Annotated in this window: 23 protein-coding genes; 13 read left to right on the top strand and 10 right to left on the bottom strand. The window is 65.4% G+C overall.

Annotated features, from left to right (window positions below):
• Positions 1–41: 41 nt before the first annotated feature.
• On the bottom strand, positions 42–1,148 hold the full coding sequence (gene lptG / locus LL962_RS03155; protein ID WP_104585028.1) for an LPS export ABC transporter permease LptG: 1,107 nt from the start codon (positions 1,146–1,148) through the stop codon (positions 42–44).
• Positions 1,145–2,227 (bottom strand): LPS export ABC transporter permease LptF, encoded by a 1,083-nt coding sequence (gene lptF, locus LL962_RS03150; RefSeq protein ID WP_228315859.1) that lies wholly within the window; start codon positions 2,225–2,227, stop codon positions 1,145–1,147. Before lptF ends, lptG begins: the two co-directional genes overlap by 4 nt.
• 107 nt (positions 2,228–2,334) lie before the next feature.
• Here lptF and LL962_RS03145 point away from each other — a divergent pair, with 107 nt between their 5' ends.
• The 3 genes from LL962_RS03145 (at position 2,335) to LL962_RS03135 (ending at position 7,515) form a co-directional block, all read left to right on the top strand.
• Entirely contained in the window at positions 2,335–3,819 is a 1,485-nt protein-coding gene (locus LL962_RS03145) for a leucyl aminopeptidase (RefSeq protein ID WP_228315858.1), read from the top strand.
• Positions 3,820–3,940: 121 nt separating this feature from the next.
• A complete protein-coding gene (locus tag LL962_RS03140) occupies positions 3,941–4,366 on the top strand; it encodes a DNA polymerase III subunit chi (RefSeq protein WP_104585034.1) in 426 nt (141 codons plus the stop codon).
• Positions 4,367–4,572: 206 nt separating this feature from the next.
• The gene (locus LL962_RS03135; RefSeq protein ID WP_228315857.1) at positions 4,573–7,515 is read left to right on the top strand and encodes a valine--tRNA ligase; all 2,943 of its coding nucleotides are present in this window, start codon (positions 4,573–4,575) and stop codon (positions 7,513–7,515) included.
• Between the two features lie 121 nt (positions 7,516–7,636).
• Here LL962_RS03135 and LL962_RS03130 read toward each other — a convergent pair whose 3' ends face one another.
• The 4 genes from LL962_RS03130 to pssA all read right to left on the bottom strand — a co-directional run bounded on the left by LL962_RS03130 (position 7,637) and on the right by pssA (position 10,892).
• Positions 7,637–8,770, bottom strand: a complete 1,134-nt coding sequence (locus LL962_RS03130; protein ID WP_228315856.1) for a pectate lyase family protein — start codon at positions 8,768–8,770, stop codon at positions 7,637–7,639.
• A gap of 414 nt (positions 8,771–9,184) precedes the next feature.
• Positions 9,185–9,667 carry a ribosomal protein S18-alanine N-acetyltransferase gene (rimI, locus tag LL962_RS03125; protein ID WP_208621380.1) on the bottom strand — a complete coding sequence of 161 codons (483 nt, stop codon included), beginning with the start codon at positions 9,665–9,667 and terminating at the stop codon, positions 9,185–9,187.
• Positions 9,664–10,122 (bottom strand): alanine acetyltransferase, encoded by a 459-nt coding sequence (locus LL962_RS03120; protein ID WP_228315855.1) that lies wholly within the window; start codon positions 10,120–10,122, stop codon positions 9,664–9,666. Before LL962_RS03120 ends, rimI begins: the two co-directional genes overlap by 4 nt.
• Positions 10,119–10,892, bottom strand: a complete 774-nt coding sequence (gene pssA / locus LL962_RS03115) for a CDP-diacylglycerol--serine O-phosphatidyltransferase (RefSeq protein WP_104585044.1) — start codon at positions 10,890–10,892, stop codon at positions 10,119–10,121. The genes LL962_RS03120 and pssA overlap by 4 nt, the downstream gene beginning before the upstream one ends.
• A gap of 119 nt (positions 10,893–11,011) precedes the next feature.
• On the opposite strand from pssA, the gene LL962_RS03110 reads away from it, so the two are divergent.
• From LL962_RS03110 to LL962_RS03100, 3 genes are all read left to right on the top strand, one after another.
• A complete protein-coding gene (locus LL962_RS03110; RefSeq protein ID WP_228315854.1) occupies positions 11,012–11,413 on the top strand; it encodes a DUF4124 domain-containing protein in 402 nt (133 codons plus the stop codon).
• A gap of 177 nt (positions 11,414–11,590) precedes the next feature.
• Entirely contained in the window at positions 11,591–13,285 is a 1,695-nt protein-coding gene (locus tag LL962_RS03105) for a proline--tRNA ligase (RefSeq protein WP_228315853.1), read from the top strand.
• A 142-nt stretch (positions 13,286–13,427) separates the two neighbouring features.
• Positions 13,428–13,892 (top strand): H-NS histone family protein, encoded by a 465-nt coding sequence (locus tag LL962_RS03100; RefSeq protein ID WP_104585048.1) that lies wholly within the window; start codon positions 13,428–13,430, stop codon positions 13,890–13,892.
• 59 nt (positions 13,893–13,951) lie between these two features.
• On the opposite strand, the gene LL962_RS03095 is transcribed toward LL962_RS03100, so the two are convergent.
• Positions 13,952–15,211: a threonine/serine ThrE exporter family protein gene (locus tag LL962_RS03095; RefSeq protein ID WP_228315852.1), complete on the bottom strand. Its 1,260-nt coding sequence runs from the start codon at positions 15,209–15,211 to the stop codon at positions 13,952–13,954.
• A 155-nt stretch (positions 15,212–15,366) separates the two neighbouring features.
• Here LL962_RS03095 and LL962_RS03090 point away from each other — a divergent pair, with 155 nt between their 5' ends.
• From LL962_RS03090 to LL962_RS03075, 4 genes are all read left to right on the top strand, one after another.
• Positions 15,367–16,479: an MlaE family ABC transporter permease gene (locus tag LL962_RS03090; protein WP_228315851.1), complete on the top strand. Its 1,113-nt coding sequence runs from the start codon at positions 15,367–15,369 to the stop codon at positions 16,477–16,479.
• Positions 16,480–16,564: 85 nt separating this feature from the next.
• A complete protein-coding gene (locus LL962_RS03085) occupies positions 16,565–17,401 on the top strand; it encodes an ABC transporter ATP-binding protein (RefSeq protein WP_104585054.1) in 837 nt (278 codons plus the stop codon).
• A 2-nt stretch (positions 17,402–17,403) separates the two neighbouring features.
• Positions 17,404–18,330, top strand: coding sequence for an MlaD family protein (locus LL962_RS03080; RefSeq protein ID WP_228315850.1), 927 nt, complete (start codon positions 17,404–17,406; stop codon positions 18,328–18,330).
• Positions 18,327–18,971: an ABC-type transport auxiliary lipoprotein family protein gene (locus LL962_RS03075; protein WP_104585058.1), complete on the top strand. Its 645-nt coding sequence runs from the start codon at positions 18,327–18,329 to the stop codon at positions 18,969–18,971. The genes LL962_RS03080 and LL962_RS03075 overlap by 4 nt, the downstream gene beginning before the upstream one ends.
• A gap of 373 nt (positions 18,972–19,344) precedes the next feature.
• Here the strand turns inward: LL962_RS03075 and LL962_RS03070 are convergent, their stop codons facing one another.
• On the bottom strand, positions 19,345–19,941 hold the full coding sequence (locus tag LL962_RS03070) for an alpha-ketoglutarate-dependent dioxygenase AlkB family protein (protein ID WP_104585590.1): 597 nt from the start codon (positions 19,939–19,941) through the stop codon (positions 19,345–19,347).
• 125 nt (positions 19,942–20,066) lie between these two features.
• On the opposite strand from LL962_RS03070, the gene LL962_RS03065 reads away from it, so the two are divergent.
• Together LL962_RS03065 and LL962_RS03060 are read left to right on the top strand one after the other, a co-directional pair.
• On the top strand, positions 20,067–21,716 hold the full coding sequence (locus tag LL962_RS03065; RefSeq protein WP_228315849.1) for an electron transfer flavoprotein-ubiquinone oxidoreductase: 1,650 nt from the start codon (positions 20,067–20,069) through the stop codon (positions 21,714–21,716).
• Complete coding sequence (locus LL962_RS03060; protein WP_228315848.1) at positions 21,713–23,011, top strand: glycosyltransferase; 1,299 nt, start codon at positions 21,713–21,715, stop codon at positions 23,009–23,011. The genes LL962_RS03065 and LL962_RS03060 overlap by 4 nt, the downstream gene beginning before the upstream one ends.
• 76 nt (positions 23,012–23,087) lie before the next feature.
• On the opposite strand, the gene LL962_RS03055 is transcribed toward LL962_RS03060, so the two are convergent.
• Together LL962_RS03055 and LL962_RS03050 are read right to left on the bottom strand one after the other, a co-directional pair.
• Positions 23,088–23,726, bottom strand: coding sequence for a CoA transferase subunit B (locus LL962_RS03055; RefSeq protein WP_228315847.1), 639 nt, complete (start codon positions 23,724–23,726; stop codon positions 23,088–23,090).
• Positions 23,726–24,454: a CoA transferase subunit A gene (locus tag LL962_RS03050; protein ID WP_228315846.1), complete on the bottom strand. Its 729-nt coding sequence runs from the start codon at positions 24,452–24,454 to the stop codon at positions 23,726–23,728. The genes LL962_RS03055 and LL962_RS03050 overlap by 1 nt, the downstream gene beginning before the upstream one ends.
• 134 nt (positions 24,455–24,588) lie before the next feature.
• Between LL962_RS03050 and LL962_RS03045 the strand changes: the two genes are divergently transcribed.
• Entirely contained in the window at positions 24,589–25,935 is a 1,347-nt protein-coding gene (locus LL962_RS03045; protein ID WP_228315845.1) for a phosphomannomutase, read from the top strand.
• The last annotated feature ends 29 nt before the right edge of the window (positions 25,936–25,964 follow it).

Raw genomic sequence — 25,964 nt, 5'->3', positions numbered from 1 at the left:
ACACAGTGCGACGCCGAACACACTGGGGCGCCACACCCGGCTCAACTACTTCGCCGCCGGAACAACCAGGCCGACACCCCCAACATCACCATCGGTGGAATCGCATAGGCGATGCGGTAGTCCAGCTTGAGCGCGCCGGCCATGCGGCCGAAGAACAACTGCAGCAGCCAGAAGCCGAGGGCGAACAGAATGCCCAGGAAGAGCCGCTTGCCCAGGCCGCCGCTGCGCAGCGAACCGAACGAGAACGGGATGGCCGCCATGCACAACGCCAGCACGTTCACCGGGTAGAACCAGCGGCTCCAGTACTGATCTTCGTAATCGCGCGCATCCAGCCCGTTGCGGCGGCGGTACTCGATGCTCTGCGACAGATCGTGCGCGGACAGATTGCGCGGCTTGGCCAACCCGGCCGCCAGCGCAGCCGGACTGAGTTGCGATTGCCACGGCAACTGGGCGAAGGTCTCGCGTTGCACCGAGCGTTCCTGGAAGGTGTCGCGACGCACATTGCTCAAGGTCCAGGCACCATCGCGATGCTCGGCCACCGCGGCATGCGTCAGCTGCCGCACCCGGCCGCTCGCGTCCAGCTGGTAGAGCCGTACATCGTGCAGGGCCAGCGCGGTGCCGCCTCCGTCGAGCAACTTCTCTTCGCCGCTCATCGCATTGAAGAAGGTGTCGCCCTCGCGTGCCCATAATCCGGAGTAGCGCGCCATTGCCATATTGCTGTTGTAGCGGGCGCTGGTTTTGAGCGTGTCTGCCTGGTTCTGCGCCCACGGCCCCACGGTTTCGCCGCTGATCACCATGCTGGCGGTCAGCAGCGCCATGGCGGCCACCACCGAGGCGGACATGCGCTTGCGCGACACGCCCAGAGCCCGCAATGCGGTCAGTTCGGAGGTGGCCGCCAGTTGCCCCAGCCCCATCAGCGCACCGATCACCGCGGCGGTGGGGAACAAGGTGTAGGCGCGACGCGGCACGGTGTAAGCCACATAGGCCACCGCGTGCCCGAAGCTGTAACTGCCCTGGCCGATATTCTTGGCCTCGCTGGCAAACGCATTGACCAGGTCCAGACCCAGCAGCACCGCCCAGGTCAGCAGCACGGTGAACAGCACCGCACGGCCGACGTACCAATCATGCACCCGCGGCATCAGCCTCATGCGCCCGCCCTCGGCCGGCGCACCCGGCCATCGCGGGAATAGGCCCAGATCGCGACCGCCAGCAGGGGCAGCGTCAACCACCACAGGCCCAGCGCCGCCGGGGTCTTGCCGTTGGCGATCCACTGGGTGCCCACGATCATCAGATTGGTACCCACCATGTACGCCAGGAAGGCCAGCATGATCCGGCCGTAGCGCTGCTGCCGCGGCGCACTGCGCGATAGCGGCAGGGTCAGCAGCGCGAAAGCCAGCGCCATCAGCGGCGGGGCCAGCCGCTCATGCAGTTGCGCGCGCGCCGCCGGACGTTCATCCGACAGCAGTTGCGTGGTCCACATCACCTCCGGATCGTTGGCGTCGCGGACCTGGGTGCGATCGGGCAGGGCCACGTCGTTGCTGGCGAACTTCATCAAACGGTAGTCCAGGGTGTCGCCGGCGGCCGGGCCTTCGATGCGGTAGCCGTCCTCCAGCCGCAGATAGCGGTCGGTCTTGCCTTCGAAGAACATCGCGCCGCGCTGGGCGGTCACCACGTCGATGCGGTCGTCCTTCTGCCGCTGCAGAAAGACCTTGCCCAAACCCTTGCCATCGGCGGAGATGGTGGTCAGGTAGACCACGCCGCCGCCAGAGAGCGGGGTGAACTTGCCCGACTCCAGCCCGGCCATCAGCACGCTGCGGTTGGCGTCTTCCAGCATGCGTTCGGCGGTACGGCTGGCCCAGGGGCCCAGCCACAGCGAACACAGCCCGATGATGGCCACCACCGGCAGCACCAGCATCAGCATGGGCCGCAGCATGCGCCTGGGGCCGACGCCAATGGCGGTGATCACCGCCATTTCCGAATCACGGTACAGCCGCGCCAGCGCCAGCAGCAGGCCCAGCATCAGCGCCAGCGGCAGGATGATGGGCAGGTAGGCGACGAATTGCAGGCCCACCTGCGACAGCAGCAGGCGCGCCGGGATGCGGCCGTCGGCGATATTGCCCAGGATATCCACCAGCACGCCGCCAACGCTGACGACCAGCAGCACGATCAGGGTGGCCAGGAAGCTCTGGGTGAAATCGCTGAGCAGGTATCGATCGAGCTTCGGCATGGGGTGGGCTTGTTTTAAACTCTCGGATTCGTTCGCGGCGCCGCCAGCCTATCCAGGCCGGCGTAAACGGCTCGCGATTGTACGGATTTGCCTACGGAATCTGATCAATGGCCCTGCAATTCACCCTGAACCAAGACGCGCCGGCGAGCGCTGACGTCGACTGCATCGTGGTTGGCGTGTTCGCCGACAAGACCCTCTCGTCCTCCGCCCAGGCGCTGGACAGCGCCAGCCAGGGCCGTCTCACGGCCTTGGTGGCACGCGGCGATGTGGCCACCAAGACCGGCGCCACCACCCTGCTGCACGACCTGCCCGGCGTTGCCGCCCCGCGCGTGCTGGCGGTGGGCCTGGGCGATGCAGGCAAGTTCGGCGTAGCGCCGTACCTCAAGGCAATCGGCGATGCCACCCGTGCGCTCAAGGCCGGGCCGGTGGGCAGCGCCCTGCTGACCCTGACCGAACTTCCGATCAAGGCCCGCGACGCGGCCTGGAACATCCGCCAGGCGGTGGTGGTCAGCGACCATGCCGCCTATCGCTACACCGCCACGCTGGGCAAGAAGAAGGTCGACGAGACCGGCCTGACCACGCTGGCGATCGCCGGCGACGACGCCCGCGCACTGGCCGTGGGCGTGGCCACCGCCGAGGGCGTGGAGTTCGCCCGCGAGCTGGGCAACCTGCCGCCGAATTACTGCACCCCGGCCTATCTGGCCGAGACCGCTGCCGCCTTCGCCGACAAGGTGCCCGGGGCCGAGTCCGAGATCCTGGACGAGCAGCAGATGGAAGCGCTGGGCATGGGCTCGCTGCTGTCGGTGGCACGCGGCTCGGCCAACCGCCCGCGGCTGATCGTGCTGAAGTGGAACGGTGGCGGCGACGCGCGCCCGTACGTGCTGGTCGGCAAGGGCATCACCTTCGATACCGGCGGCGTCAATCTCAAGACGCAGGGCGGCATCGAGGAAATGAAGTACGACATGTGCGGCGGCGCCAACGTCATCGGCACCTTCGTGGCCACCGTCAGGGCCGAGCTGCCGATCAACCTGGTGGTGGTGGTGCCGGCGGTGGAAAACGCCATCGACGGCAATGCCTACCGCCCGTCGGACGTGATCACCAGCATGTCGGGCAAGACCATCGAGGTCGGCAATACCGACGCCGAAGGCCGCCTGATCCTGTGCGATGCGTTGACCTACGCCGAGCGCTTCAACCCGGAAGCATTGGTGGACGTGGCCACGCTGACCGGCGCCTGCATGGTGGCGCTGGGCCACCAGACCGCCGGCCTGATGAGCAAGCACGACGACCTGGCCAACGAACTGCTGGCCGCCGGCGAGCACGTGTTCGACCGCGCCTGGCGCCTGCCGCTGTGGGACGAGTACCAGGGCCTGCTCGACTCCACCTTCGCCGACGTCTACAACATCGGCGGCCGCTGGGGCGGCGCGATCACCGCCGGCTGCTTCCTGTCGCGCTTCACCGAGAACCAGCGCTGGGCGCACCTGGACATTGCCGGCGTGGCCAGCGACGAAGGCAAGCGCGGCATGGCCACCGGCCGTCCGGTCGGGCTGCTGACCCAGTGGCTGCTGGATCGCGCCGCCAGCGGCGCGGCGTGACTGGGGAATGGAGATTCGGGATGCGTGCGAAGCGCACGCATCCCGCCGACCGTAGCAGTGTGCTCACGGCCATGACCTGCCGTTGCCAATTCCGAATCCCTCTCAACGAATCCCCGCCCTGATGCCCCGTGCCGACTTCTACCTGATCGCCAAGCCGCGCTTCCTCAACGAACCGCTGCGGCTGGTGTGCGAGCTGGCGCGCAAGGCCAACGACGCCAACCTGTCCACGCTGATCCTGGCGCGCGACGCGGAGCAGGCCGAAGCGCTGGACGACCTGCTGTGGGCATTCGACGACGAGGCCTACGTGCCGCACCAGATCGCCGGCACCGACGACGAGGACGAATTGGCCCCGGTGCTGATCGCCGCGCCGGAATTCGCCGCCCCTTCCCGACCGCTGGTGATCAACCTGCGCGACGACCCGTACCTGGGCGCCTGCGACCGCGTGCTCGAAGTGGTCCCCGCCGACCCCGCCGCCCGCGAACCGCTGCGCGAGCGCTGGAAACAGTACAAGGCCCTGGGCCTGGAGCTGACCAAGTACGACATGTGAGTGGGGCGGGGATTGGGAAGTCGGGATTGGGGATTGGTAACAGCAGATGGTTACGCACCCACGCAATCCTTCCAACGACGAATCCCGAACAGCCAATCAGCTCTACCGCGTCACCGCCGACCTTGATGCAATGGGTTGCCCATGGTTCTCGCCGGCCCCATGACGCAACCAATCCCGACTCCCGAATCACGAATCCCAGCCCCTCTATGACCACCCTCGCCCCCAGCTACGACCCCGCTACCTTCGAATCGCGCCTGTATGCGCAGTGGGAGGCGGCCGGCTACTTCGCACCGTCCGGCACGGGTGAGCCCTACACCGTGTTGCTGCCGCCGCCCAATGTCACCGGCACGCTGCACATGGGCCATGCGTTCCAGCAGACGCTGATGGATGCGCTGGTGCGCTATCACCGCATGCGCGGTTATGACACCTTGTGGCAGGTGGGCACCGACCATGCCGGCATCGCCACCGAAATGGTGGTGTCGCGCAACCTGGCGCTGGAAGGCAAGGGCGAAACACGCGATTCGCTGGGGCGCGAGGGCTTCATCGCCAAGGTGTGGGAATGGAAGGCGCAGTCCGGCGATACCATTGAACGCCAGATGCGCCGGCTGGGCACCTCCAGCGACTGGTCGCGCAGCAGCTTCACCATGGATCCGCAGCCGTCGGCGGCGGTCAACGAAGCGTTCGTGCGCTGGTACGAACAGGGCCTGATCTATCGCGGCCAACGCCTGGTCAACTGGGATCCGGTGCTGAAGACCGCCATCTCCGACCTGGAAGTGGAGAACGTCGAAGAAGACGGCTTCCTGTGGTCGATCCGCTACCCGCTGGCCGATGGCGTGAGCTACGAACACGTCGAGTACGATGCCGACGGCAACGAGACCCTGCGCGAGATGCGCGACTATCTGGTGGTAGCCACCACGCGCCCGGAAACCATGCTCGGCGATACCGCGGTGATGGTGCATCCGGAAGATCCGCGCTACCGCAGCTTGCACAGCGCACGCATCGTGTTGCCGCTGACCGGGCGGGAAGTGCCGGTGATCACCGACGATTACGTGGACCGTGCCTTCGGCACCGGCGTGGTCAAGGTCACGCCTGCGCACGATTTCAACGATTATCAGGTCGGTGAACGACATAACCTCCCGTTAGTGAACTTGTTCACGGCTGAGGCAAAGATTGTCGATCCACGCACGCAGTATCCGGACGACGTGTATCCCTTCGTCGAACCAGGCATCGATTGGCGCGAACTCAACCAAATCCAGCGCAAACGTACCGGCCAGCATCTTGCGTATTCGATCCCTTCAATTTATGTGGGGCTGGACCGCTATGACGCTCGCAAACTTGTCTTAGCCCATTTGGAAGACGAAGGTCGATTGGTGGAAACCAAGCCGCACAAGCTGCAGGTGCCGCGCGGCGATCGCACCGGCCAGGTGATCGAGCCCTATCTCACCGACCAGTGGTTCGTGAAAATGGACGCGCTGGCCAGGCGCGGGCTGGAACTGGTCGAAAGCGGCCAGATCCAGTTCGTGCCGCCGAACTGGATCAACACCTATCGCCACTGGATGGAGAACATCCAGGACTGGTGCATCAGCCGCCAGCTGTGGTGGGGCCATCGCATCCCGGCCTGGTTCGACGCCGCTGGCACGTGCTATGTGGGCCATGACGAGGCCGAAGTGCGCGCGAAACACGGCCTGGGTGCCGACGTCGCGCTGCATCAGGACAGCGACGTGCTGGAAACCTGGTTCTCTTCGCAGCTGTGGCCGTTCTCCACGCTGGGCTGGCCGGATGCGAACGCGATGGCCGAGCGCGGCTTCGACCGCTACCTGCCCTCGTCGGTGCTGGTCACCGGCTTCGACATCATCTTCTTCTGGGTGGCGCGCATGATCATGGCCACCGACAGCTTCACCGGCCAGGTGCCGTTCCGCGATGTCTACATCACCGGCCTGATCCGCGATGCGCAGGGCCAGAAGATGTCCAAGTCCAAGGGCAACGTGCTCGACCCGCTGGACATCATCGACGGCATCAGCATCGAGGACCTGGTGACCAAGCGCACCAGCGGACTGATGCAGCCACGCATGGCCGAGAAGATCGAGAAAGCCACCCGCAAGGAATTCCCGGACGGTATCATCGCCCACGGTGCCGACGCGCTGCGCTTCACCATCGCCGCACTCGCCACGCATGGCCGCGACATCAAGTTCGACCTGGGACGTGCAGAGGGCTACAAGAACTTCTGCAACAAGCTGTGGAATGCCACCCGCTTCGTGCTGATGAATAGCGAGGGCGCGCACTTTACCGGCGTGCCGCAACCGCGCACCGAAACGGAAAAGTGGATTCTGGCGCGCCTGGACCAGGTCACTGCGGACACCCACGCGCATTACGCCAACTACCGCTTCGATCTGCTTGCGCAGGCGTTGTACGAGTTCGCCTGGAATGCGTTCTGCGACTGGTTCGTCGAACTGGCCAAGCCTGCACTCAACGGCCAGGACAGCGAAGCTGCCGCCAGCACGCGCCACACCCTGCTCTACGTGCTCGAAGCCCTGCTGCGCCTGCTGCATCCGCTGACCCCGTTCGTCACCGAAGAACTGTGGCAGCAGGTCGCCCCGCGCCTGGGCATTACCGACGCCACCATTTCCCTGCAGGCATTCCCGCAGGCCGGTGACCTCGACACCAGCGCGTATGCCGGTGCGGAAGCCGATGTCGAATGGCTGAAGTCGATGGTCTCGGCGCTGCGCCGCGTGCGCAGCGAATTGAACGTGCCGCCGTCCAGGCAGGTCCGCCTGCTGCTGCAGTCCGGCAACGGCGACGACCGTGCGCGCATTGCCCGCTTCGCGTCGCAGCTGTCCTTCCTGCTCAAGCTCGAAGCGATCGACTGGCTGCAGGCCGGCCAGGACACGCCGCCATCGGCCACCGCCATCGTCGGCGAACTGACGCTGCTGGTGCCGCTGGAAGGCCTGGTCGACATGGATGCCGAGCGCACCCGTCTGGACAAGGAGATCAAGCGTGTGGAAAGCGAGATCGGCAAGTGCAACGGCAAACTGGGCAATGCCACTTTCGTGCAGAACGCACCGGCGGCGGTGGTCGAGCAGGAACGTGCACGCCTGAACGACTGGACGGTGCAGCTGACCGGCCTGCGCGAGCAGCGCGCCAAGCTCTGAGGCAAATACGGATGCCGCTGCATGGCAGCGGCATTCGTAACGTACGACGCCCGCAGCGGGTGCGGGCGTCGTGTGGTGCATTGCGGCGCCGCATCCAGCGCGGCGTCGCGTGGAGCGGCGGTTACAGCTTGCCGGCGCCAGCCTTGGCCTTGACGTCTGCAGCCACCTTGTTGGCCGGCAGCAGGTTGTAGGTATACGGCGGCTTCCAGCCGATGTTGCTGTTCCACGAGCAGCTCAGCGCCTTGCCATTGAGCAGGGAGCCCTGGTCGCGGTAGACCGTGCCCTTGTAATTGGCAGCGATCTTGTCGCAATTGCTCACGCCGCTGATGTCGAAGGCATTGTTCTCGGAGAAGATCTTCGATTCCTTGCCCACGCCATGCGCATGCGAGAACGGGTACACCTTATGACTGGTGCTGCCCACATGGTAGTTGTTGTACAGATGCACTTGGCCGAAGCGCACCCGCGGTGCGCGCGCGGAGATGTTCTCGAACAAGGTGTTGTGGATGGTCACCTTGAGCTTGCCGCTGTCGGTGCTGGAGGCGCTGTCGCTGGAGCCGATCAGATCGTTCTTCTCGTGCGACTTGAACGCCGAATAGGAGACGGTGACGAAGTTGGCGCCTTTCTTGACGTCCATCGCGCCGTCGTGGTGCTGCTTGGGACGGCCGTTGGCGGTGCCGTTCTGGTCGTCGGTGCGGCGGCCATCGGTGAAGGTGACATGGTCCACCCACACGTTGCTGGCGCCTTCCACGGTCAGGCCATCGTACTCGGCGTTCCAGTTGCCGTTGTCGCCGTCGTCGGCATCCCAGACCGGCTCCGGATCCCACGGGTTTTCGATGGTGAGGTTGCGGATGATGACGTCGTTGGCCTTGACGTACAGATAGCCTTCGCGAATCTCCGCGTTGCTGGTGATGCCGATCAAGGTGGTCTTGGTCGGGATGTCCAGCCGCGCACGCGACTTCATGTCCGAGGTCTTGGTGTAAGGCTTGCCCTCGCTGATGTCGATGATGCCGCTGATCTTGATGATGCGCCCATTGCTGCCAACGCTGGCCTTCAAGGCGTTCTTCAGCTCTGCCGCGTTCTTGACCGTATAGATGTTGGCGGCTGCCGCTTTCGAGCCGCCCTTGGTGCCGCCGTTCTGTGTGGCCCAACCGGTGGTCGCCACTTCCAGCGCCGGATCGGCACTTGCGACGCCGGTCAGCAGCAACGACCCGGCAAACAGCGACGCAGCGGCCGCCGTCGAAAATTTCGACTTCATCTTGGTGTCTCCCTCAGTGGGTTCGATGCGCCGCGCAGCAGCGCATGCCTCGTCTCTCAGAATCGGAACGTACTTTTCATCTATGTAATGTTCAGTTCCGATGGACCGATAGTAGGAGCATCGCAATCGCTTGTATCTAGGCAATGCATAGATGTGCACGCACAGTCACGCAAACGGTTGCGGGACACGTGCAAGAAGACAAATCGCAGGAGTGAGGACACATCAAGACAAGGTCATGGACACTGCAATGCAGCATGCGAACTTGGCCACGTTGCGCCAGCGAGCAAACGCCACAGCAGTGCAATCGGTTGCCGCTGGCAGTGCGCCTGCATGCGGATGCCCGGCCGCCCATGCGGTCGTAGGCAGCAGTGATTCACGGTGCTCGGCGGCGCGATCGGCGCGCCGCTGCAAGGCTCAGGAATAGCCTTCGAAGAACAGCTCGATCGCCATCACCAGTGCATCTTCGCGCCCGGTGTGGGAGGGGTAGTAGCGCGGGCGTCGCCCGATTTCATTGAAGCCCTCGGAGTGATAGAGCGCAATCGCCGAGGGATTGGAGGGGCGCACCTCCAGGAACGCGCGGCGCGCACCGCGATCGCAGGCGCCCTTGATCAGCGCGCGCAACAGCACCCGCCCATATCCTTGCGACTGCGCTTCCGGTGCGATGCAGACATTGAGCACGTGCGCCTCGTCGGCCGCGACGCTGATCACTCCGTAGCCGATGATCCGGCCTGCCTGCTCCATCACCCAGCCCGGATACCCGGCCTGCAGGCAGTCGCGAAAAATGCTGCGGGTCCAGGGAAACGGATAGGCACGCTGCTCGATTTCCATCACCACGTCCAGATCGCCCTCGCGCATCGCGCGCAGCGAGGTGGGCAACGGGGCGTTCATTGCGCTCACGCCGGGCCTTGGCGACGCCGCAGCGCGCGCAACTGCGGCCAGAGCGCACGTTTGGCGGCCGGGTTGCCACGCAACTCGGACAGCGGCCAGGATGCCATCAAGGTCTGGGTGGCCGGATCGCCCGGGTTGCAGCCCGATGCCCGCAGCAACGCCATCTGCAGGCGGTCCGGCAGTCCCACGCGTCCGCGGCGCACGGGGACGGCGGAGGTGGCTGGCACAGGCGGCAGCGCCGGGGCAGGCGCCTGTCGACGTACCGCAGGCGTCACCTCCGGCGCTGCCGGTTGCGCAGCATGCGGCGCACGTGCCGGTGCGGCGGCAGGCGTGTCCTGGACCATCTCCACCACGGCCGGCAGCGTCTCGACGGTGTCGCGGTCCAGATACACCGTATGTCCCATCGCCTGCAGGCACGACACCTGCAGGTCGGACCATATCGGCATGTGCGCCGGCTCGCTCATGGCAGCTCGGGAACGCGTCGCCAGCGCCGCCACAGCCACATCGCCGGGCCGGACGCCGCATACAGCACGCCGATCACCAACAAGGCGCGCGCCAGATCGATCACCAGCAGCGCGATCACCACCGTGGCGATGGCCAACGCCAGGAACGGCACCCGATCGGCACGCGGCCCGCGGGCACCGCCCTTGAAACTCCAGAAGCGGATCCGGCTGACCATCAACAACGCCGCGACCACGGTGACCGCCAGCGCCACATAACGCAGCTGTTCGCCATCGAACCCCAGGCTGTCGTCGGCAAATGCCCACACGAAGGACATCATCAGGCCGGCCGCTGCAGGACTGGCCAGGCCGATGAACCAGCGCTTGTCGACCACCCCGACCTGGGTGTTGAAGCGCGCCAGCCGCAACGCAGCGCACGCCGCATACAGGAAGGCGGCCGACCAGCCGACCCGGCCCATGACGCTGCTGTCGTACTTCAGCGCCGACAGCGACCAGTGATACATCACCAGTGCCGGCGCCATGCCGAAGCTGACCAGATCGGCCAGCGAGTCGTACTGCACGCCGAATTCGCTGCTGGTATTGGTCAGGCGCGCCACCCGGCCGTCCAACCCGTCCATCACCGCTGCCACGAATACCGCCATGGCCGCCTGCACGAACTGGCCATTGGCGGCGGCGATGATGGCGTAGAACCCGGAAAACAGCCCGGCCGTGGTGAACAGGTTCGGCAGCAGGTAGATCGTGCGCGAGCGCGGAGGCGGTCTCATTTCATCCATCCGCCAAGTGTAGGGCCTGAGGTCCGTTCGGGGGTAGCGCGCTGCCCCGCCCTGCGATCGCTTGCCAGGGCGGGCCACGGATGCTGCAATCGCGGCGGGAATCATCCAGGGGAAGCCATATGCACCTGTCGTCCGGGCTCTGCGCCCTGCTGATGCTGGTCAGCGCCGCCGCCGGCGCCACCGATCTATACAAGTGGAAGGACGCCAAGGGCGTGACCCACTACACCGAAACCCCGCCGCCCACCGGCCAGCGCTATGAAGCGCGCCGGATCGACGCACGCAACGGCACCGCCACCGTCGCCGCTCCCGAGGCCGCCACCCCCGAATCGGCCGAGTGCCTGACCGCACGCCGTAACCTGGAGCTGCTCAGCGGCAAGGGCGAGGTCTCCATGGCCGCCGGCGCCGACGGCAAACCCGGCGCCGTGCTGGACCCGCAGACCCGTGCCGCCCAGCGCAATCTGGCCGATGCCGCGGTCAAGGCGTACTGCAAGCCGGCCACGACCGGCGCACCGGCCACCTGAGTTCGGAAGCGCCGCAGCGCCGGCGGCCGCCCGGCGCGATGCCGCCGGCCTGCAACGCCGGTGATCTGGACCTGACGCGCCCGTCCTGCCTTCGGGCAGGGTGGCATTGCAGCGCCGCCGATGACCGGCAGGGCGGGACACTGGCAAACTACGGGTTTTCCGCCCAAGCGAAGCCCGATGCGTCTTTCCCAGTTTCACCTGCACACCACCAAGGAAACCCCGGCCGACGCCGAGCTGGTCAGCCACCGTCTGATGCTGCGCGCGGGCATGATCCGCAAGCTGGCTTCCGGGCTGTACACCTGGTCGCCGCTGGGCCTGCGCGTCCTGCGCAAGGTCGAGGCCATCGTGCGCGAGGAAATGAACCGCGCCGGCGCGGTGGAGGTGCTGTTCCCCACCATCCAGCCGCGCGAACTCTGGGACGCCACCGGGCGCTGGGAAAAGTTCGGCGGGCAGCTGCTCAAGATCAAGGACCGCAAGGAGCAGGAGTTCTGCTACAGCCCCACCGCCGAGGAGGCCGCGGCCGAATACGCGCGCCAGGAGATCAACAGCTACAAGCAGCTGCCGCTGAACTTCTATCAGATCCAGACCAAATTCCGCGATGAGATCCGCCCGCGCTTCGGCGTGATGCGTGCGCGCGAGTTCCTGATGAAGGACGCCTATTCGTTCCATCTCACCGATGCGGACATGGCCCGCGAGTACGAGAACATGAAGGCGGCCTACACCCGCATCTTCACCCGCCTGGGGCTGGAGTTCCGCGCGGTGCAGGCCGATTCCGGCGCCATCGGCGGCGACGCCTCGCAGGAATTCCATGTCATTGCCGCCTCGGGCGAAGACTCGCTGGCGTTCTCCACCGGGTCCGATTACGCGGCCAACGTGGAAACCGCCAGCGCCGCCCTGCCCGGCCCGCGTCCGCAGGCCGGGCAGGCCATGCATCAGGTCGCCACGCCCACCCAGAAGACCTGCGAGGATGTCGCCCAGTTGTTGGGCATCACACTGCAGCGTACGGTCAAGTCGGTGGCAGTGATGACCCCGGCCGGCTTCGTGCTGGTTCTGGTGCGCGGCGACCATGCCGTCAACGAGATCAAGCTGGCCAAGGTGGCCGGCCTGGCCGACTACCGCCTGGCCAATGAGACCGAGATTCGCGACCACCTTGGCTGCGAGGCCGGCTTCCTGGGGCCGGTGAACACCGCACGCCCGGTCCGCGTGGTCGCCGACCGCGATGTCGCGGCGATGGCCGATTTCGTCGTCGGCGCCAACGTGGCGGGCGCCCATCTGGCCGGCGTCAACTGGGGCCGCGACCTGCCGGAACCGGAAACCGTGGCCGATGTGCGCAACGTGGTCGAAGGCGAGCGCGCCGCCGACGGCGGCGAGCTACGCCTGGCCCGCGGGATCGAGGTCGGCCACGTGTTCCAGTTGGGCAGCCAGTACGCTCAGGCCTTGCAGGCCACCGTCATCGACGAGAGTGGCAAGGTGGCGGTGATGAAGATGGGCTGCTACGGCATCGGTATCTCGCGCATCGTGGCCGCGGCGATCGAGCAGAACCACGACGACGCCGGCATCGTCTGGCCCGCGCCGATGGCGCCCTGGCAGGTCGCAGTGTGCGTGATCAACCCCAAGCAGGATGCACAGGTGGTCGCGGCCGCCCAGGCGCTGCTGGACGAACTGACCGCCGCCGGCATCGATGCCGTATTGGACGATCGCGGCCTGCGCCCCGGCGCGATGTTCGCCGATATGGAACTATTGGGCATTCCGCATCGGGTCGTGGTCTCCGAACGCGGACTGGCCGCCGGAACATTTGAATATCGCGCGCGTACCGCCGATGCCGCGGAAAATCTGGATAAGGCCGGATTATTCTCCCGCTTGGGGCGCTGATAACCGATCGAGCCCATCCCGATCGGATGAACGCGATGCGCCAGATTATTCTGGCGCATTTGTCATACCGGTTTTCTGACATTATGATGGCCGCCATTGCCACGGATCGGCATTCTTTTCTCTCTCATCTTCCGGAGTAGTGATGTCGATCGATCTCACCGGCCTGTCGGCCAAGCAATTGGCGGCACTGATCAAGAATGCAAAGAAGCAGCATACCGTGGTCGCCAGGCGCGCCCCGATCGCCAAGGTCCGCTCGCAGCTGACCCGCGCCGCCAAGGCGCAGGGTTATTCCATCGAGGAATTGTTCGGTAGCGCCGCCGGTGCTGGCCCGGGTCGCCCGGCTGCTGCCGGCAAGCCGGGTCCGCGTGCCGGCCGCAAGCTGGGCAAGGTGGCGCCGAAGTACCGCAATCCGGCCAACCCGCAGGACACCTGGACCGGCCGCGGCAAGCAGCCGCGCTGGCTGGCCGAATTGACCGCCGCCGGCAAGAAAGTGGAAGACTTTCTGATCAGCAAGACGGGCGGCGCTGCGAAGAAGGCGCCGGCCAAAAAGGCCTCGGCACGCAAGGCGTCCACCAAGCGCGCCACCAAGAAAGCCAAGGCCGCCTGATCCGTCTCCAATAAAAACGCCGGTATTGCCGGCGTTTTTTATTGAGCGCTGTTCTACCCTCATAAATTCTTGCGGGCCGGAATCAACAGATTGCCGAACAGCAATCCGGCCATCAATGCCATCACGATATTTGTGACCGCCAGCAATGCGGCTTGTCCGACGCTGACGTCCTGTTGCTGCACCAACGTCAGAAATCCTCTCAGACTGACGCTACCGGGAACCAGCATGATGATGCCCGGCAACCGGATCAATGCGCCCGGCCGTTGCACTACCCGTCCGAACAGATTGCCGGCGGCGGTCAATGTCATGGCAGAGGCGAAGACTCCCGCCGGCCCGCCCCAGGCATGCCCTGCATAACGCGCAATGACATAACCGGACATCGCCGCAGCCATGATCCACAGATAATCGCGCCGGTTGGCCTTGAACAACACCGCGAATGCATAGGCCGCCACCAGCAGCGAGGCCCATTCCACCCAGCCGGCCTGGGGCCGCAGGGCCGCCACCTGCGGATGCAGCCCGACCAGGTGGGTCAAGGTCACCGCAATCACCGCGCCCACCGTCAGCTTGAGCACCGTGGTCACCGCCCCGGCCAGGCGCGCGGTGCCCGAGACCCAGTGCTGGCTGGCCAGCTCGTTGAAGGCATTGGTCAGCGACATGCCCGGCAGCAGCACCACCAGCGAGGCGATGATCACCGTGTTGAGATTGAGCGGCCCGAGCAGCGCAGCGACCGTCGCCGCCACCACGCCGGCCAGCAGGCCGGCCAGCGCCTCGCCGGCCTCCTTGGTGGCCGGTCGCCGGTCGGTGTACTGGGTGAGCAGGCCGATCGATACCCCGATGCCGCCCGCCGTGGAGATATCCAGCCACGGCAGCTTCCACAGCCCGGCCACCCCGGCGGCGGCCAGGCCGAAGGCCAGTACCTGCAAGGCCTTGCCGCGTCGATCGACCTCGCGGTCCAGCCGGCGCAAGGCGGTGTGCCCCTGCGCGATGCTCATGCGCCCGTTGGCCACGCTGTCTGCCACGTAGTCGGCCACGCTGAGCTTGTAGAGATCGTTCTCGCCGGGAGCCAGCCGGATCACCCGGGTGATGTCGCTGGACCCGATCGCCTTGGTCGGGTCGCTGAAACTCAGGATGATCCCGGTCGGGTTGGACCAGGGCTCACAGTCCAGGCCCAGCTTCTGCGACAGACCGACCACCGCCGCCTCCAGCCGCTGTGCCGTCGTGCCGTAGGAATGCAGGCGCCCGGCGATTTCCGAAACGAAGGCCACTCGCTGGGCATAGGTAGCGCTGGCGGACGGGAGAACGACGGTGGCAGCGGACATGCGTGGCGGGTCGGAGCGGTAGGACGCCGTCTGGCGAGAGCGCCAGTGTATGCCGCGGCGCCTGCCGTCGGCGTCCTCGTCGCCGACCGTTTCGATCGCGCCCCCATCTTTCGCTCACATCGTCCCTGTATGCTGACGCCACGGACAGGCCACTCATGATCAAACCGCAACCTCCCCGCCTCGAACAAGACCCGCAGGATCAGACCCAGGTGCGCCTTGGCGGCAGTTGGGTCCTGGCGACCGCCCTGCCCCAGGCAGAACTGCTGCAGGCCGTGCCTGACGGGGTGCGCCGCATCGACGCTCGCGAGATCGGGCAACTGGATTCGGCCGGCGTCCTGCAGCTATTGCGCTTCGCCGGCCGCATGGGGCTGAAGGAAGATGCCATCGATTTCCGCGACGAGCACCAGGCCCTGGTGTGCACGATCGAGGAACTCAACGACGAACGCCCCAAACCCAAGCGCGACTACGGCTTCGTCGCGGCGCTGGACCGCCTGGGTCGGGCCACCCACGGCGTCGGACAGGACATCCTGGAGCTCAACAGTTTCCTGGGCGAGAACCTGGTCAAGATCATGCGGCTGATCCACGAGCCGCGCCGTTTCCGCCTGACCTCCACCGTGCACCACATGGAGCAGGTGGGCCTGGATGCGGTGCCGCTGGTGGTGCTGCTGTCGTATCTGGTGGGCGCGGTGATCGCATTCCTGGGCTCGACCATCCTGCGCGACTTCGGCGCGGAGATCTATGTGGTGGAGCTGGTGAGCATCGCCTTCCTGCGCGAATTCGCCGTCCTGCTCACCGCGATCGTGCTTGCCGGGCGCACCGCCAGCGCGTTCACCGCACAGATCGGCGCGATGAAATCGCGCGAGGAAGTCGACGCCATCCGCACCCTGGGCCTGGACCCGATCGACCTGCTGGTGATTCCACGCCTGCTGGCGCTGATCCTGACCCTGCCGCTGCTGACCTTCATCGCGATGATCGCCGGCCTGGCTGGTGGCGTCACCGTGGGCGCGTTCGACCTGGACATCCCGCCACAGATGTATCTGGCGCGCATGCACGAAACGATCCAGCTGCGGCATTTCCTGGTCGGCCTGTCCAAGGCGCCACTGTTCGCACTGGTGATCGGCCTGATCGGCTGCCTGGAAGGCCTGAAGGTCAGCGGCACCGCGCAATCGGTGGGCGAACGCACCACCTCCTCGGTGGTACAGACGATTTCCTTGGTCATCATCCTCGACGCGATCGCGGCGTTGTGGTTCATGAAGATGGGGTGGTGATGGGGCCGGGATTCGACATTCGGGATTCGGGATTCGGGCAGAGCAGGCGCAAAGCGCTTGCACTGGCATTCGGGAGAAAAGTGCTTTGACCAATCCCCAATCCCCACTCCCCAATCCCGGCCCGGACGCCGACGACGACCAGCTGGCGATCTCCGTGCGCGGGCTCACCAACCGTTTCGGCAGCCAGACCGTGCACGAGGACCTGGACCTGGACGTGCGCCGCGGCGAGATCCTCGGCGTGGTCGGCGGCTCGGGCACCGGCAAGTCGGTGTTGATGCGCAGCATCCTGGGCCTGCGCGAACCCGACGCCGGCAGCATCCAGGTGCTGGGCGCGGATGCGCGCTCGGGTCGCTTCGCCGACCGCCAGCACATCACCCGCAATACCGGCGTGCTGTTCCAGGATGGCGCGCTGTTCTCGTCGATGACCGTCGGCGAGAACGTGCAGGTGCCACTGAAGGAACACCATGGCGAATTCCCGGAGCGCTGGTACTTCGAGCTGGCGCTGCTGAAGATCAAACTGGCGGGTTTGCCGGCCGATGCGCTGGACAAGCTGCCCTCGCAGCTGTCCGGCGGCATGCGCAAGCGCGCCGGTCTGGCGCGTGCCCTGGCGCTGGATCCGCCCCTGCTGTTTCTGGACGAACCCACCGCCGGGCTGGATCCGATCGGCGCGGCCGCCTTCGACCGTTTGATCCGCACCCTGCAGCAGGCACTGGGTTTGACCGTGTTCCTGATCACCCATGACCTGGATACGCTGTATGCCATCTGTGACCGCATTGCGGTGCTGGCCGATCGCAAGGTGATCGCCAACGCGCCGCTGGCCGAGGTCGAGCGAATCGACCACCCCTGGATCCAGGACTATTTCCACGGTCCGCGCGCGCGCGCCGCGCGCGCGGCCAAGACCGACTCCACCGAGACCGCCTGAGCATGGAAACCAAAGCCAATTACGTCCTGATCGGCGCCTTCACCATCGTGGCCGGCCTGGCCCTGCTGCTGTTCGGGCTGTGGGCCGCCAAGTATTCCTCCGACCGCACCTGGCAGCAGTACCGGGTGGTGTTCCGCGAGGCGGTCACCGGCCTGTCGGTGGGGAGCCCGGTGCAATACAACGGCATCGCGGTGGGCTCGATCACCGAACTGACCCTGGCGCCGAACGACCCGCGCCAGGTGGTCGCGCATGTGCGGGTCAATTCCACCACCCCGATCAAGAGCGACACCCGCGCCAAGCTGGCCATCACCAGCCTCACCGGCCCGTCGATCATCCAGCTCTCCGGCGGCACGCCCGAGGCGCCGTCGCTGACCACCATCGACAAGAGCGATGCGCCGATCATCCAGACCACGCCATCGGCGCTGCAGAACATCACCGATACCGCCAACCGCATCGTCGAACGCATGGATCAGATGCTGTCGGACAAGAACGTGGCCAGCATCTCGGCCACGCTGCAGAACCTGGAAAAGATCAGCGGTGGCATCGCCGATCGCGACGAGGGCATGCAGGCGCTGATCGTCAGCGCGCGCGATGCCGCGCGCAATCTCGACACCACCCTGACCACCACCAACGGCACCATCAAACGGCTGGACCAGAACCTGGTACAGCAGTTGCCGGGCATCCTGGAGAAGCTCGACGCCACCCTGGTCAAGCTGAATTCGGCCGCCGGCAACGCCGACAACATCCTTGGCGAGAATCGCGCCGCCATCAACAGCTTCGCCACCGACGGCCTGGGCCAGCTCGGTCCCACGCTGACCGAATTGCGCGGCCTGATCCGCGACCTGCGCCGGGTCAGCGACAAACTGGACAACAACCCTGCGCGCTACCTGCTCGGCCGCGACGCACCCAAGGAGTTCGAACCGAAATGACTGCCATGCGCCTGTTGCGTCCCTTGTTGTGCATGTCGTTGCTGGCGTTGGGCGGCTGCTCGGTGCTGACCGGCGGCGACAAGAAGCCGGCCACCATCTACGCGCCCACCGTGCGCGTGACACCCAACCCCGACTGGCCACAGGTGAGCTGGCAGCTGGTGGTGGCCAAACCCAGCGCCGCGCGCGTCATCGACAGCCCACGCATCAATGTGCGCCCGACTCCCGGTGAACTGCAGGTCTACCACGGCGCAGGCTGGGCGCAGCCGGCCACCGACATGCTCGAAGACAGCGTGGTGCGCGGCTTCGAGGACTCCGGCAAGATCGCCGCGGTGGCTCATATCGGCACCGGCATTCGCTCCGATTACAAACTGGCGATCGATCTGCGCCGGTTCGAATCCGATTACGCCGGCCAGTCGCTGCCGTCGGCCACGATCGAGCTCAACGCCAAGTTGCTGCATTCGGCCGATCAACGCGTGGTCGCCTCGCGCACCTTCCTGGTCGCGCGCCCTTCCAGCGGCACCGAGACTGCCGCCGTCGCGGCGGCGTTCGAGCAGGCGCTGACCCAGGTGACCACCGAGCTGGTCGGTTGGACGCTGACGACCGGGCAACAGGACAACGCCTCCTTGCCGCGCACGCCGTAGACCGAAGCGTCGTTCCATATCGACGCGCCATCCGTCTGCACCAACGCGCCATTCTGCATTCCGCTCGAGAGCCCCCTCCTCACGCGGAACCGGATCCAGCTTCCCTTCTCCCGCCCGCGGGAGAAGGTGGCGTACAGCGCTCGATAGCCCCCGTCCCCCTCGCGCAGAGCCAGATCAGCCTCCCTTCTCCCGCCCGCGGGAGAAGGTGGCGCGCAGCGCTCGATAGCCCCCCTCTCGCGTAGAGCAAGATCAGCCTCCCTTCTCCCGCCTGCGGGAGAAGGTGGCGCGCAGCGCCGGATGAGGGCAAACAGGGCAAACAAGCCCTCTCCGCAACCCAGCCCCGGCCATCCGTCACCCGCCATGCACCACGGCCTCAACCCGCGGCAGTAGGCGCGACCTGTCGAAACGTCAGATTGATCCGCTCCCCGACCAGCCGCGCCGTTCGCGGCAAGGCGTGCCGGTAGTGTCGCTGGGTGTCGCCACCCATCAGCAGCAGATCGCCATGGCCCAGCTCCAGGATCTGCTTCAACGACGCATCGTTGCGATGTTTGAACGCAAACCGCCGCCGCGCGCCCAGACTCAGCGACGCGATCAACGGCTGCGCGCCCAGCTCCGGCTCGTCGTCGCTATGCCAGCCCATCGCATCGCTGCCGCTACGGTAGCGGTTGATCAGCACGCTATTGAATCGGTGCCCGGTGTCGGCCTGCAACTGCGCACGCACCGGCTGCAACGCGTCCAGCCACGGCTCCGGCGCGAACCGTGTGCCCGAGTAGCGGTAGCTGGCCTCGGCATCGCCGATCCAGCTACTGAGCCGCGGCGAATCCACCACCCGCCCGAACATGCGGATGCGATGTACCTCCCAGTGCACCTGGGCCAGCAAGGTCTGCAGCAGCGCATCGGCCTGCGCGGCCGGCAGCCAACCGCGCGTCCACCTGATATCCGCTCCCGGCAAGACGACCCGAATGCTCATGCGCCGCACGCTAGCACGTGCGGCCGGACGACGCCGTCGCCCGCGGATGAATCGGGGCGATTTGCCGCCATCACATGCAATCCCGGAAAATGCGCATCAGCCATCGAGCCAACGGGAGCGGAGCAATGTCGGTAACGGGAGTCGGCGCACAGGCGCCAGAGGCGGTCGAGCGTGACGTCATGGAGTACGACGTCGTCACCGTCGGTGCCGGTCCGGCCGGGCTGTCGTTCGCGATCCGGCTCAAACAGCTCAATCCCGAGCTGAGCGTGTGCGTGATCGAGAAATCCAGCACCATCGGCGCGCATATCCTGTCCGGCGCGGTGATCGAGCCTGCCCCCCTGGACGCGCTATTGCCGGGCTGGCGCGACAACCCGCCGCCGATCTGCGTGGCCGCCACCGATGACGAATTCTGGTTCCTCGGCAAGGACAGCGCGCGCAAGTTCCCGATGGTGCCGCCAGGCATGCGCAACCACGGCAACTTCATCGTCAGCCTGGGCGCGATGTGTGCCTGGCTGGCACCGCAGGCCGAAGCACTGGGCGTGGAGATCTACCCGGGCTTTGCCGCCGCCGAAACGCTGCACGACGACAGTGGCCAGGTGGTGGGCGTGCGCATCGGCGACATGGGCATCGCAAAAGACGGCTCGCACAAGCCTGGCTACACCGCCGGCATCGACATCCGCGCCAAGGTCACCGTGCTGGCCGAAGGCGCGCGCGGCCACCTGACCAAGCGCCTGCTCAAGCGCTTCGACCTCACCGCCGACAGCGACCCGCAAGGGTATTCGATCGGCATCAAGGAGCTGTGGCAGGTCCCCGAAGGCCGCGTCAGCCCGGGCAAGATCGTACACACGCTGGGCTGGCCGGCCGACAACCGCACCTACGGCGGCAGCTTCCTGTATCACCTGGACAACGACCAGATCGCGCTGGGCTATGTCAGCGGGCTGGACTACAGCGATCCGAAGTACCAGCCCTGGGAAGCCTTCCAGCAGTGGAAGAACCATCCGCTGATCAAACCGCTGCTGGAGGGCGGCAACATCCTGTCCGCCGGCGCGCGCGCCATCGTCACCGGCGGCTGGCAATCGCTGCCGAAAACGGAAATGCCCGGCGCCCTGCTGATCGGCGACACCGCCGGCCTGCTCAATGTGCCCAAGATCAAGGGCACCCATCAGGCGATCCGCAGCGGCATGCTGGCCGCCGAACATCTGGCGCAGTCGCAGCTGGCCCCGCAGGGCTTCGACGCCAAGCTGCGCGCCTCCGATGCAATGGCCGAGCTGAAGCAGGTGCGCAACATCAAGCCCGGCTTCAAGAAGGGACTATGGTTCGGCCTGCTCAACGCCGCCTGGGAAACCGCGCTCAAGGGCGCCTCGCCATGGACACTGAAGAACAAGCCCGACTGGTCTGCGTTGCGCAAGATCGGCGACTACGAACAACCCAAACGCGACTACGGCACCCGCGAACTGGCGCCGCGCGACCGCCTGCAGGCGGTGTACTTCGCCGCCACCGAACACGACGAAGACCAGCCGGTCCATCTGCAGGTGCTGGATACCGACATCTGCGCCACCCGCTGCGTGCAGGAGTACGACAACCCCTGTACCCGTTTCTGCCCCGCGAACGTGTATGAAATGGTCGCAGACACCACCAGCCCATCCGGCAAGCGGCTGCAGATCAACGCCGCCAACTGCGTGCACTGCAAGACCTGCGACATCAAGGACCCGTACGAAATCATCAACTGGGTCACCCCGGAGGGTGGTTCGGGCCCGAACTACCAGAACCTGTGAACAGCAAACTGGCCGCACTGCTGGACTGGAAGGCTAGAAGGCTGCTCAGAACGCTGCGCGGTGGGGTACGCAGCTTGGTCCATGGGGGAGTCCTTAAAACGCTTGCGCAGATTAAGGCCCGTTCCGAAGTCACGGGTGCGAAGTCGTACCGCCCAGTGCACGCATCAGCCAGCACTCAGAATTTGTCGTCGGATATCCTTATCCTTGATGCGATGATGCCGGATCCGCGGCGCGATTCAGGTTCTGTGCGCATGCTTGGCATGCTGATGCTGATCCGTAGCCTGGGTCGTCGTGTTGCCTTCTTTCCAAACAGCGGCCATGCAACCCTGGACGAAGTCGAGCAACTGCACAAGCTCGGCGTAACCCTCGTCGGAATCGCTGGAGCACACCCCTTGCCTCAGTGGATGAAAGTTCACGGCGCTCGACTGAATGCAGTCGTCGTTTCCCGGCCCGATGTTGCACGAGCGAATTGGTCGCTGATACGTGCATTCGCACCGCAAGCCGTACTGGTTTTCGATACGGTCGACTTACATTTCGTTCGACTGGAGCGAGAAGCACGGCTGTCGGGAGATCGTTTTCTACTTCGCAAAGCCCACGCCTCGCGTCGACAGGAGCTGCGCTTTGCTCGCGCTGCTGATCACACCCTTGTGGTCAGCGCTGCCGAATTACAGATCCTTCACTCTGCGGTTCCCGACGCCAGTATCCATGTACTCTCGAACATCCATGAGATCCAGGGCTGCGAAGCAACGCATGCTCAGAGAAGCGGGCTATTGTTCGTCGGCGGCTTTGGCCATTCCCCCAACCGCGACGCCGTATTGTGGCTTTTGAAAAGCATCATGCCCGAGGTGCGTCGCCACCTTCCGGACTCGGTGCTGCACTTGGTGGGCGATATGCCGAAAGACCAACTTCCTCGCGACGAGCTGGAAGGTGTGAAGGTGCACGGCCGCATAGATGACTTACGTGAGGTAATGGAATCCTCTCTGGCTGCGTTAGCTCCGTTACGAGCCGGTGCGGGCGTCAAAGGCAAGGTCAACAGCGCCATGAGCTACGGGCTTCCGGTAATTGCGACTTCCATCGCGGCGGAGGGCATGCACCTGACGGACGGTCATGATGTGCTACTTGCCAATACGCCTGAACAATTTGCAGTGGCGGTAGCCAAGCTCCAAACCGACGCGAACCTGTGGCAACGGCTATCCGCCAACGGCTTACGCAACATCGAGACACACTTTGGCCGCAACGCGGCGCTAGCAGTCTTGGAGCAGGTCCTGTCCGGAAGGCAGCCCGAATCGCAATAACTTCTCAAGTGCATGGCATTGATAAGGATTGGTCGTCGTATGACGACCAATCTCTACAGGCAAGGCAAAACATCCTTCAGATACTTGCCTCAATAAAAACCACGCCGGTCTTGGTGCGTAGCTCGGACAGCTCCACCCCATCGGCAGCCTCCACCAGCACCAATCCGTCAGCGGTGACATCGAACACCGCCAGGTCGGTGATGATGCGGTCCACCACGCCGACGCCGGTCAGCGGCAGGTCGCATTCGCGCAGGATCTTGTGGCTGCCGTCCTTGGCAACGTGTTCCATCAGCACCACCACGCGCTTGACGCCGGCCACCAGGTCCATCGCCCCGCCCATGCCCTTGACCATCTTGCCGGGCACCATCCAGTTGGCCAGATCGCCGCGGTCGGTGACCTGCATCGCGCCGAGAATGGCCAGGTCGATGTGACCGCCGCGGATCATCGCGAACGAATCGTGGCTGCCGAAATAGCTGGCGCCCGCACGCGCAGTGACGGTCTGCTTGCCAGCATTGATCAGGTCTGCATCGACGTCATCCTCGGTCGGGAATGGGCCGATGCCGAGCAAGCCATTTTCAGACTGCAACCAGACATCCACGCCATCAGGGATGTGGTTGGCGACCAGGGTCGGCAGGCCGATCCCCAGGTTGACATAGGCACCATCGGTCAATTCACGTGCCGCACGGGCGGCCATCTGATCGCGGGTCCAGGCCATCAGTTGTCTCCCTTGCGCACGGTGCGCTGTTCGATGCGTTTTTCCGGCGTGGCGTTGAGCACCAGTCGATCGACATAGATGCCGGGCAGATGCACCTGATCCGGATCGATCGCGCCCAGCTCCACGATCTCTTCGACCTCGGCAACGCAGACCCGCCCGGCCATCGCGCAGGCCGGGTTGAAGTTACGCGCGGTCTTGCGGAATACCAGGTTGCCGGCGGTGTCGGCCCGCCACGCCTTGACCAGCGCGACATCGGCTTGCAGCGCGGTTTCCAGCACATAATGCTTGCCATCGAACTCACGCGTTTCCTTGCCGTCGGCCACGATGGTGCCGTAGCCGGTGGCAGTGTAGAACGCGGGAATGCCCGCACCGCCCGCACGCAGGCGCTCGGCCAGCGTGCCCTGCGGATTGAATTCCAGCTCGAGTTCGCCGGCCAGATATTGGCGTTCGAATTCCTTGTTCTCGCCCACGTAGGACGAAATCATCTTGCGGATCTGGCGGGTCGCCAGCAGTTGCCCCAGGCCGAAGCCATCCACGCCTGCATTGTTGGAAATCACCGTCAGGCCGCTCACTGCGCTGTCGCGCAGCGCAGTGATCAAGGCTTCCGGAATGCCGCACAGCCCGAAGCCGCCAACTGCCAGCGTTTGTCCATCGGCCACCACGCCGGCCAGCGCCGCCTTGGCATCGGCATAGCGCTTGGCGCCCGCCCCCCTTGCAACTTGGTTCATCACCGCCCTCACCTCGCTGATGCGAAGCGGGCATTCTAGCCGCTGACTGTTCCCTGTCCTCGGTCGCAGTTCCGCCACACCCAAGACACGGCGCAGCCGCTAAACTCGGCTGTCCCCCACCCGAGGAATTGCCCATGACGCTACCCGCCTTCAAGGCCTACGATATTCGCGGCCGCGTGCCGGATGAACTCAACGAGGACTTGGCCCGCCGCATCGGCGTGGCACTGGCGGCGCAGCTGGATCAAGGGCCCGTGGTCCTGGGCCACGATGTGCGCCTGGCGAGCCCGGCACTGCAGGAAGCCCTGTCTGCCGGCCTGCGTGCCAGCGGCCGCGAGGTGATCGACATCGGCCTGTGTGGCACCGAGGAGGTCTATTTCCAGACCGATCACCTCAAGGCCGCCGGCGGCGTGATGGTCACCGCCAGCCACAACCCGATGGACTACAATGGCATGAAGCTGGTGCGTGAACAGGCGCGACCGATCAGCTCCGATACCGGCCTGTTCGCCATCCGCGACACGGTCGCGGCCGACACTGCTGCTGCAGGCGAGCCCACCGCTGCCGAGCACAGCCGCACCGACAAGACCGCGTATCTGGAGCACCTGCTCAGCTACGTGGACCGCAGCACGCTCAAGCCGCTCAAGCTGGTGGTCAACGCCGGCAACGGCGGCGCCGGCCTGATCGTGGACCTGCTCGCCCCACACCTGCCGTTCGAGTTCGTGCGCGTTTTCCACGAGCCCGATGGCAACTTCCCCAACGGCATTCCCAACCCGCTGCTGCCGGAAAACCGCGATGCCACCGCCAAGGCGGTCAAGGACCATGGCGCGGACTTCGGTATCGCCTGGGACGGCGACTTCGATCGCTGTTTCTTCTTCGACCACACCGGCCGCTTCATCGAAGGCTACTATCTGGTCGGCCTGCTGGCCCAGGCCATCCTGGCCAAGCAGCCGGGCGGCAAGGTCGTGCACGACCCGCGTCTGACCTGGAACACCGTGGAGCAGGTCGAGGAAGCCGGCGGCATTCCGGTGCTGTGCAAGAGCGGGCATGCCTTCATCAAGGAAAAGATGCGCAGCGAGAACGCTGTCTACGGCGGCGAGATGAGTGCGCACCATTACTTCCGCGAGTTCGCCTACGCCGACTCGGGAATGATTCCCTGGTTGTTGATCGCCGAGCTGGTATCGCAGTCCGGCCGCTCGCTGGCGGACCTGGTCGAAGCACGCATGCAGAAATTCCCCTGCAGCGGCGAGATCAATTTCAAGGTGGCCGATGCCAAGGCCTCGGTGGCCCGCGTGATGGAGCATTACGCGCACCTGTCGCCGGAACTGGACTACACCGACGGCATCAGTGCCGATTTCGGCCAATGGCGCTTCAACCTGCGCAGCTCCAATACCGAGCCGCTGCTGCGTCTGAACGTGGAAACGCGCGGCGATGCCGCACTGCTGGAAAGCCGCACGCAAGAGATTTCCGATCTGCTGCGCGGTTGATTTACCTCTCTCCCACCCATAGACGCACT

It is taken from the genome of Xanthomonas sp. NCPPB 1067 (genome assembly GCF_020783795.1).
Lineage (GTDB): Bacteria > Pseudomonadota > Gammaproteobacteria > Xanthomonadales > Xanthomonadaceae > Xanthomonas > Xanthomonas melonis.
The sequence above is the reverse complement of the archived record's forward strand: the minus strand, read 5'-3'. Positions and strand labels throughout refer to the sequence as shown.

What these genes read in the sequence shown, in the direction of transcription:
- pssA (WP_104585044.1), bottom strand. Translation starts at nt 10,892, where the DNA reads ATGGATGAAATGAGACCGCCTCCGCGCTCGCGCACGATCTACCTGCTG.
- LL962_RS03105 (WP_228315853.1), top strand. Translation starts at nt 11,591, where the DNA reads ATGCGTCTTTCCCAGTTTCACCTGCACACCACCAAGGAAACCCCGGCC.
- LL962_RS03045 (WP_228315845.1), top strand. Translation starts at nt 24,589, where the DNA reads ATGACGCTACCCGCCTTCAAGGCCTACGATATTCGCGGCCGCGTGCCG.
- LL962_RS03145 (WP_228315858.1), top strand. Translation starts at nt 2,335, where the DNA reads ATGGCCCTGCAATTCACCCTGAACCAAGACGCGCCGGCGAGCGCTGAC.
- LL962_RS03070 (WP_104585590.1), bottom strand. Translation starts at nt 19,941, where the DNA reads ATGAGCATTCGGGTCGTCTTGCCGGGAGCGGATATCAGGTGGACGCGC.
- LL962_RS03110 (WP_228315854.1), top strand. Translation starts at nt 11,012, where the DNA reads ATGCACCTGTCGTCCGGGCTCTGCGCCCTGCTGATGCTGGTCAGCGCC.
- LL962_RS03095 (WP_228315852.1), bottom strand. Translation starts at nt 15,211, where the DNA reads ATGTCCGCTGCCACCGTCGTTCTCCCGTCCGCCAGCGCTACCTATGCC.
- LL962_RS03065 (WP_228315849.1), top strand. Translation starts at nt 20,067, where the DNA reads ATGTCGGTAACGGGAGTCGGCGCACAGGCGCCAGAGGCGGTCGAGCGT.
- lptF (WP_228315859.1), bottom strand. Translation starts at nt 2,227, where the DNA reads ATGCCGAAGCTCGATCGATACCTGCTCAGCGATTTCACCCAGAGCTTC.
- lptG (WP_104585028.1), bottom strand. Translation starts at nt 1,148, where the DNA reads ATGAGGCTGATGCCGCGGGTGCATGATTGGTACGTCGGCCGTGCGGTG.
- LL962_RS03090 (WP_228315851.1), top strand. Translation starts at nt 15,367, where the DNA reads ATGATCAAACCGCAACCTCCCCGCCTCGAACAAGACCCGCAGGATCAG.
- LL962_RS03130 (WP_228315856.1), bottom strand. Translation starts at nt 8,770, where the DNA reads ATGAAGTCGAAATTTTCGACGGCGGCCGCTGCGTCGCTGTTTGCCGGG.
- LL962_RS03050 (WP_228315846.1), bottom strand. Translation starts at nt 24,454, where the DNA reads ATGAACCAAGTTGCAAGGGGGGCGGGCGCCAAGCGCTATGCCGATGCC.
- LL962_RS03135 (WP_228315857.1), top strand. Translation starts at nt 4,573, where the DNA reads ATGACCACCCTCGCCCCCAGCTACGACCCCGCTACCTTCGAATCGCGC.
- LL962_RS03075 (WP_104585058.1), top strand. Translation starts at nt 18,327, where the DNA reads ATGACTGCCATGCGCCTGTTGCGTCCCTTGTTGTGCATGTCGTTGCTG.
- LL962_RS03140 (WP_104585034.1), top strand. Translation starts at nt 3,941, where the DNA reads ATGCCCCGTGCCGACTTCTACCTGATCGCCAAGCCGCGCTTCCTCAAC.
- LL962_RS03100 (WP_104585048.1), top strand. Translation starts at nt 13,428, where the DNA reads ATGTCGATCGATCTCACCGGCCTGTCGGCCAAGCAATTGGCGGCACTG.
- LL962_RS03080 (WP_228315850.1), top strand. Translation starts at nt 17,404, where the DNA reads ATGGAAACCAAAGCCAATTACGTCCTGATCGGCGCCTTCACCATCGTG.
- LL962_RS03055 (WP_228315847.1), bottom strand. Translation starts at nt 23,726, where the DNA reads ATGGCCTGGACCCGCGATCAGATGGCCGCCCGTGCGGCACGTGAATTG.
- LL962_RS03120 (WP_228315855.1), bottom strand. Translation starts at nt 10,122, where the DNA reads ATGAGCGAGCCGGCGCACATGCCGATATGGTCCGACCTGCAGGTGTCG.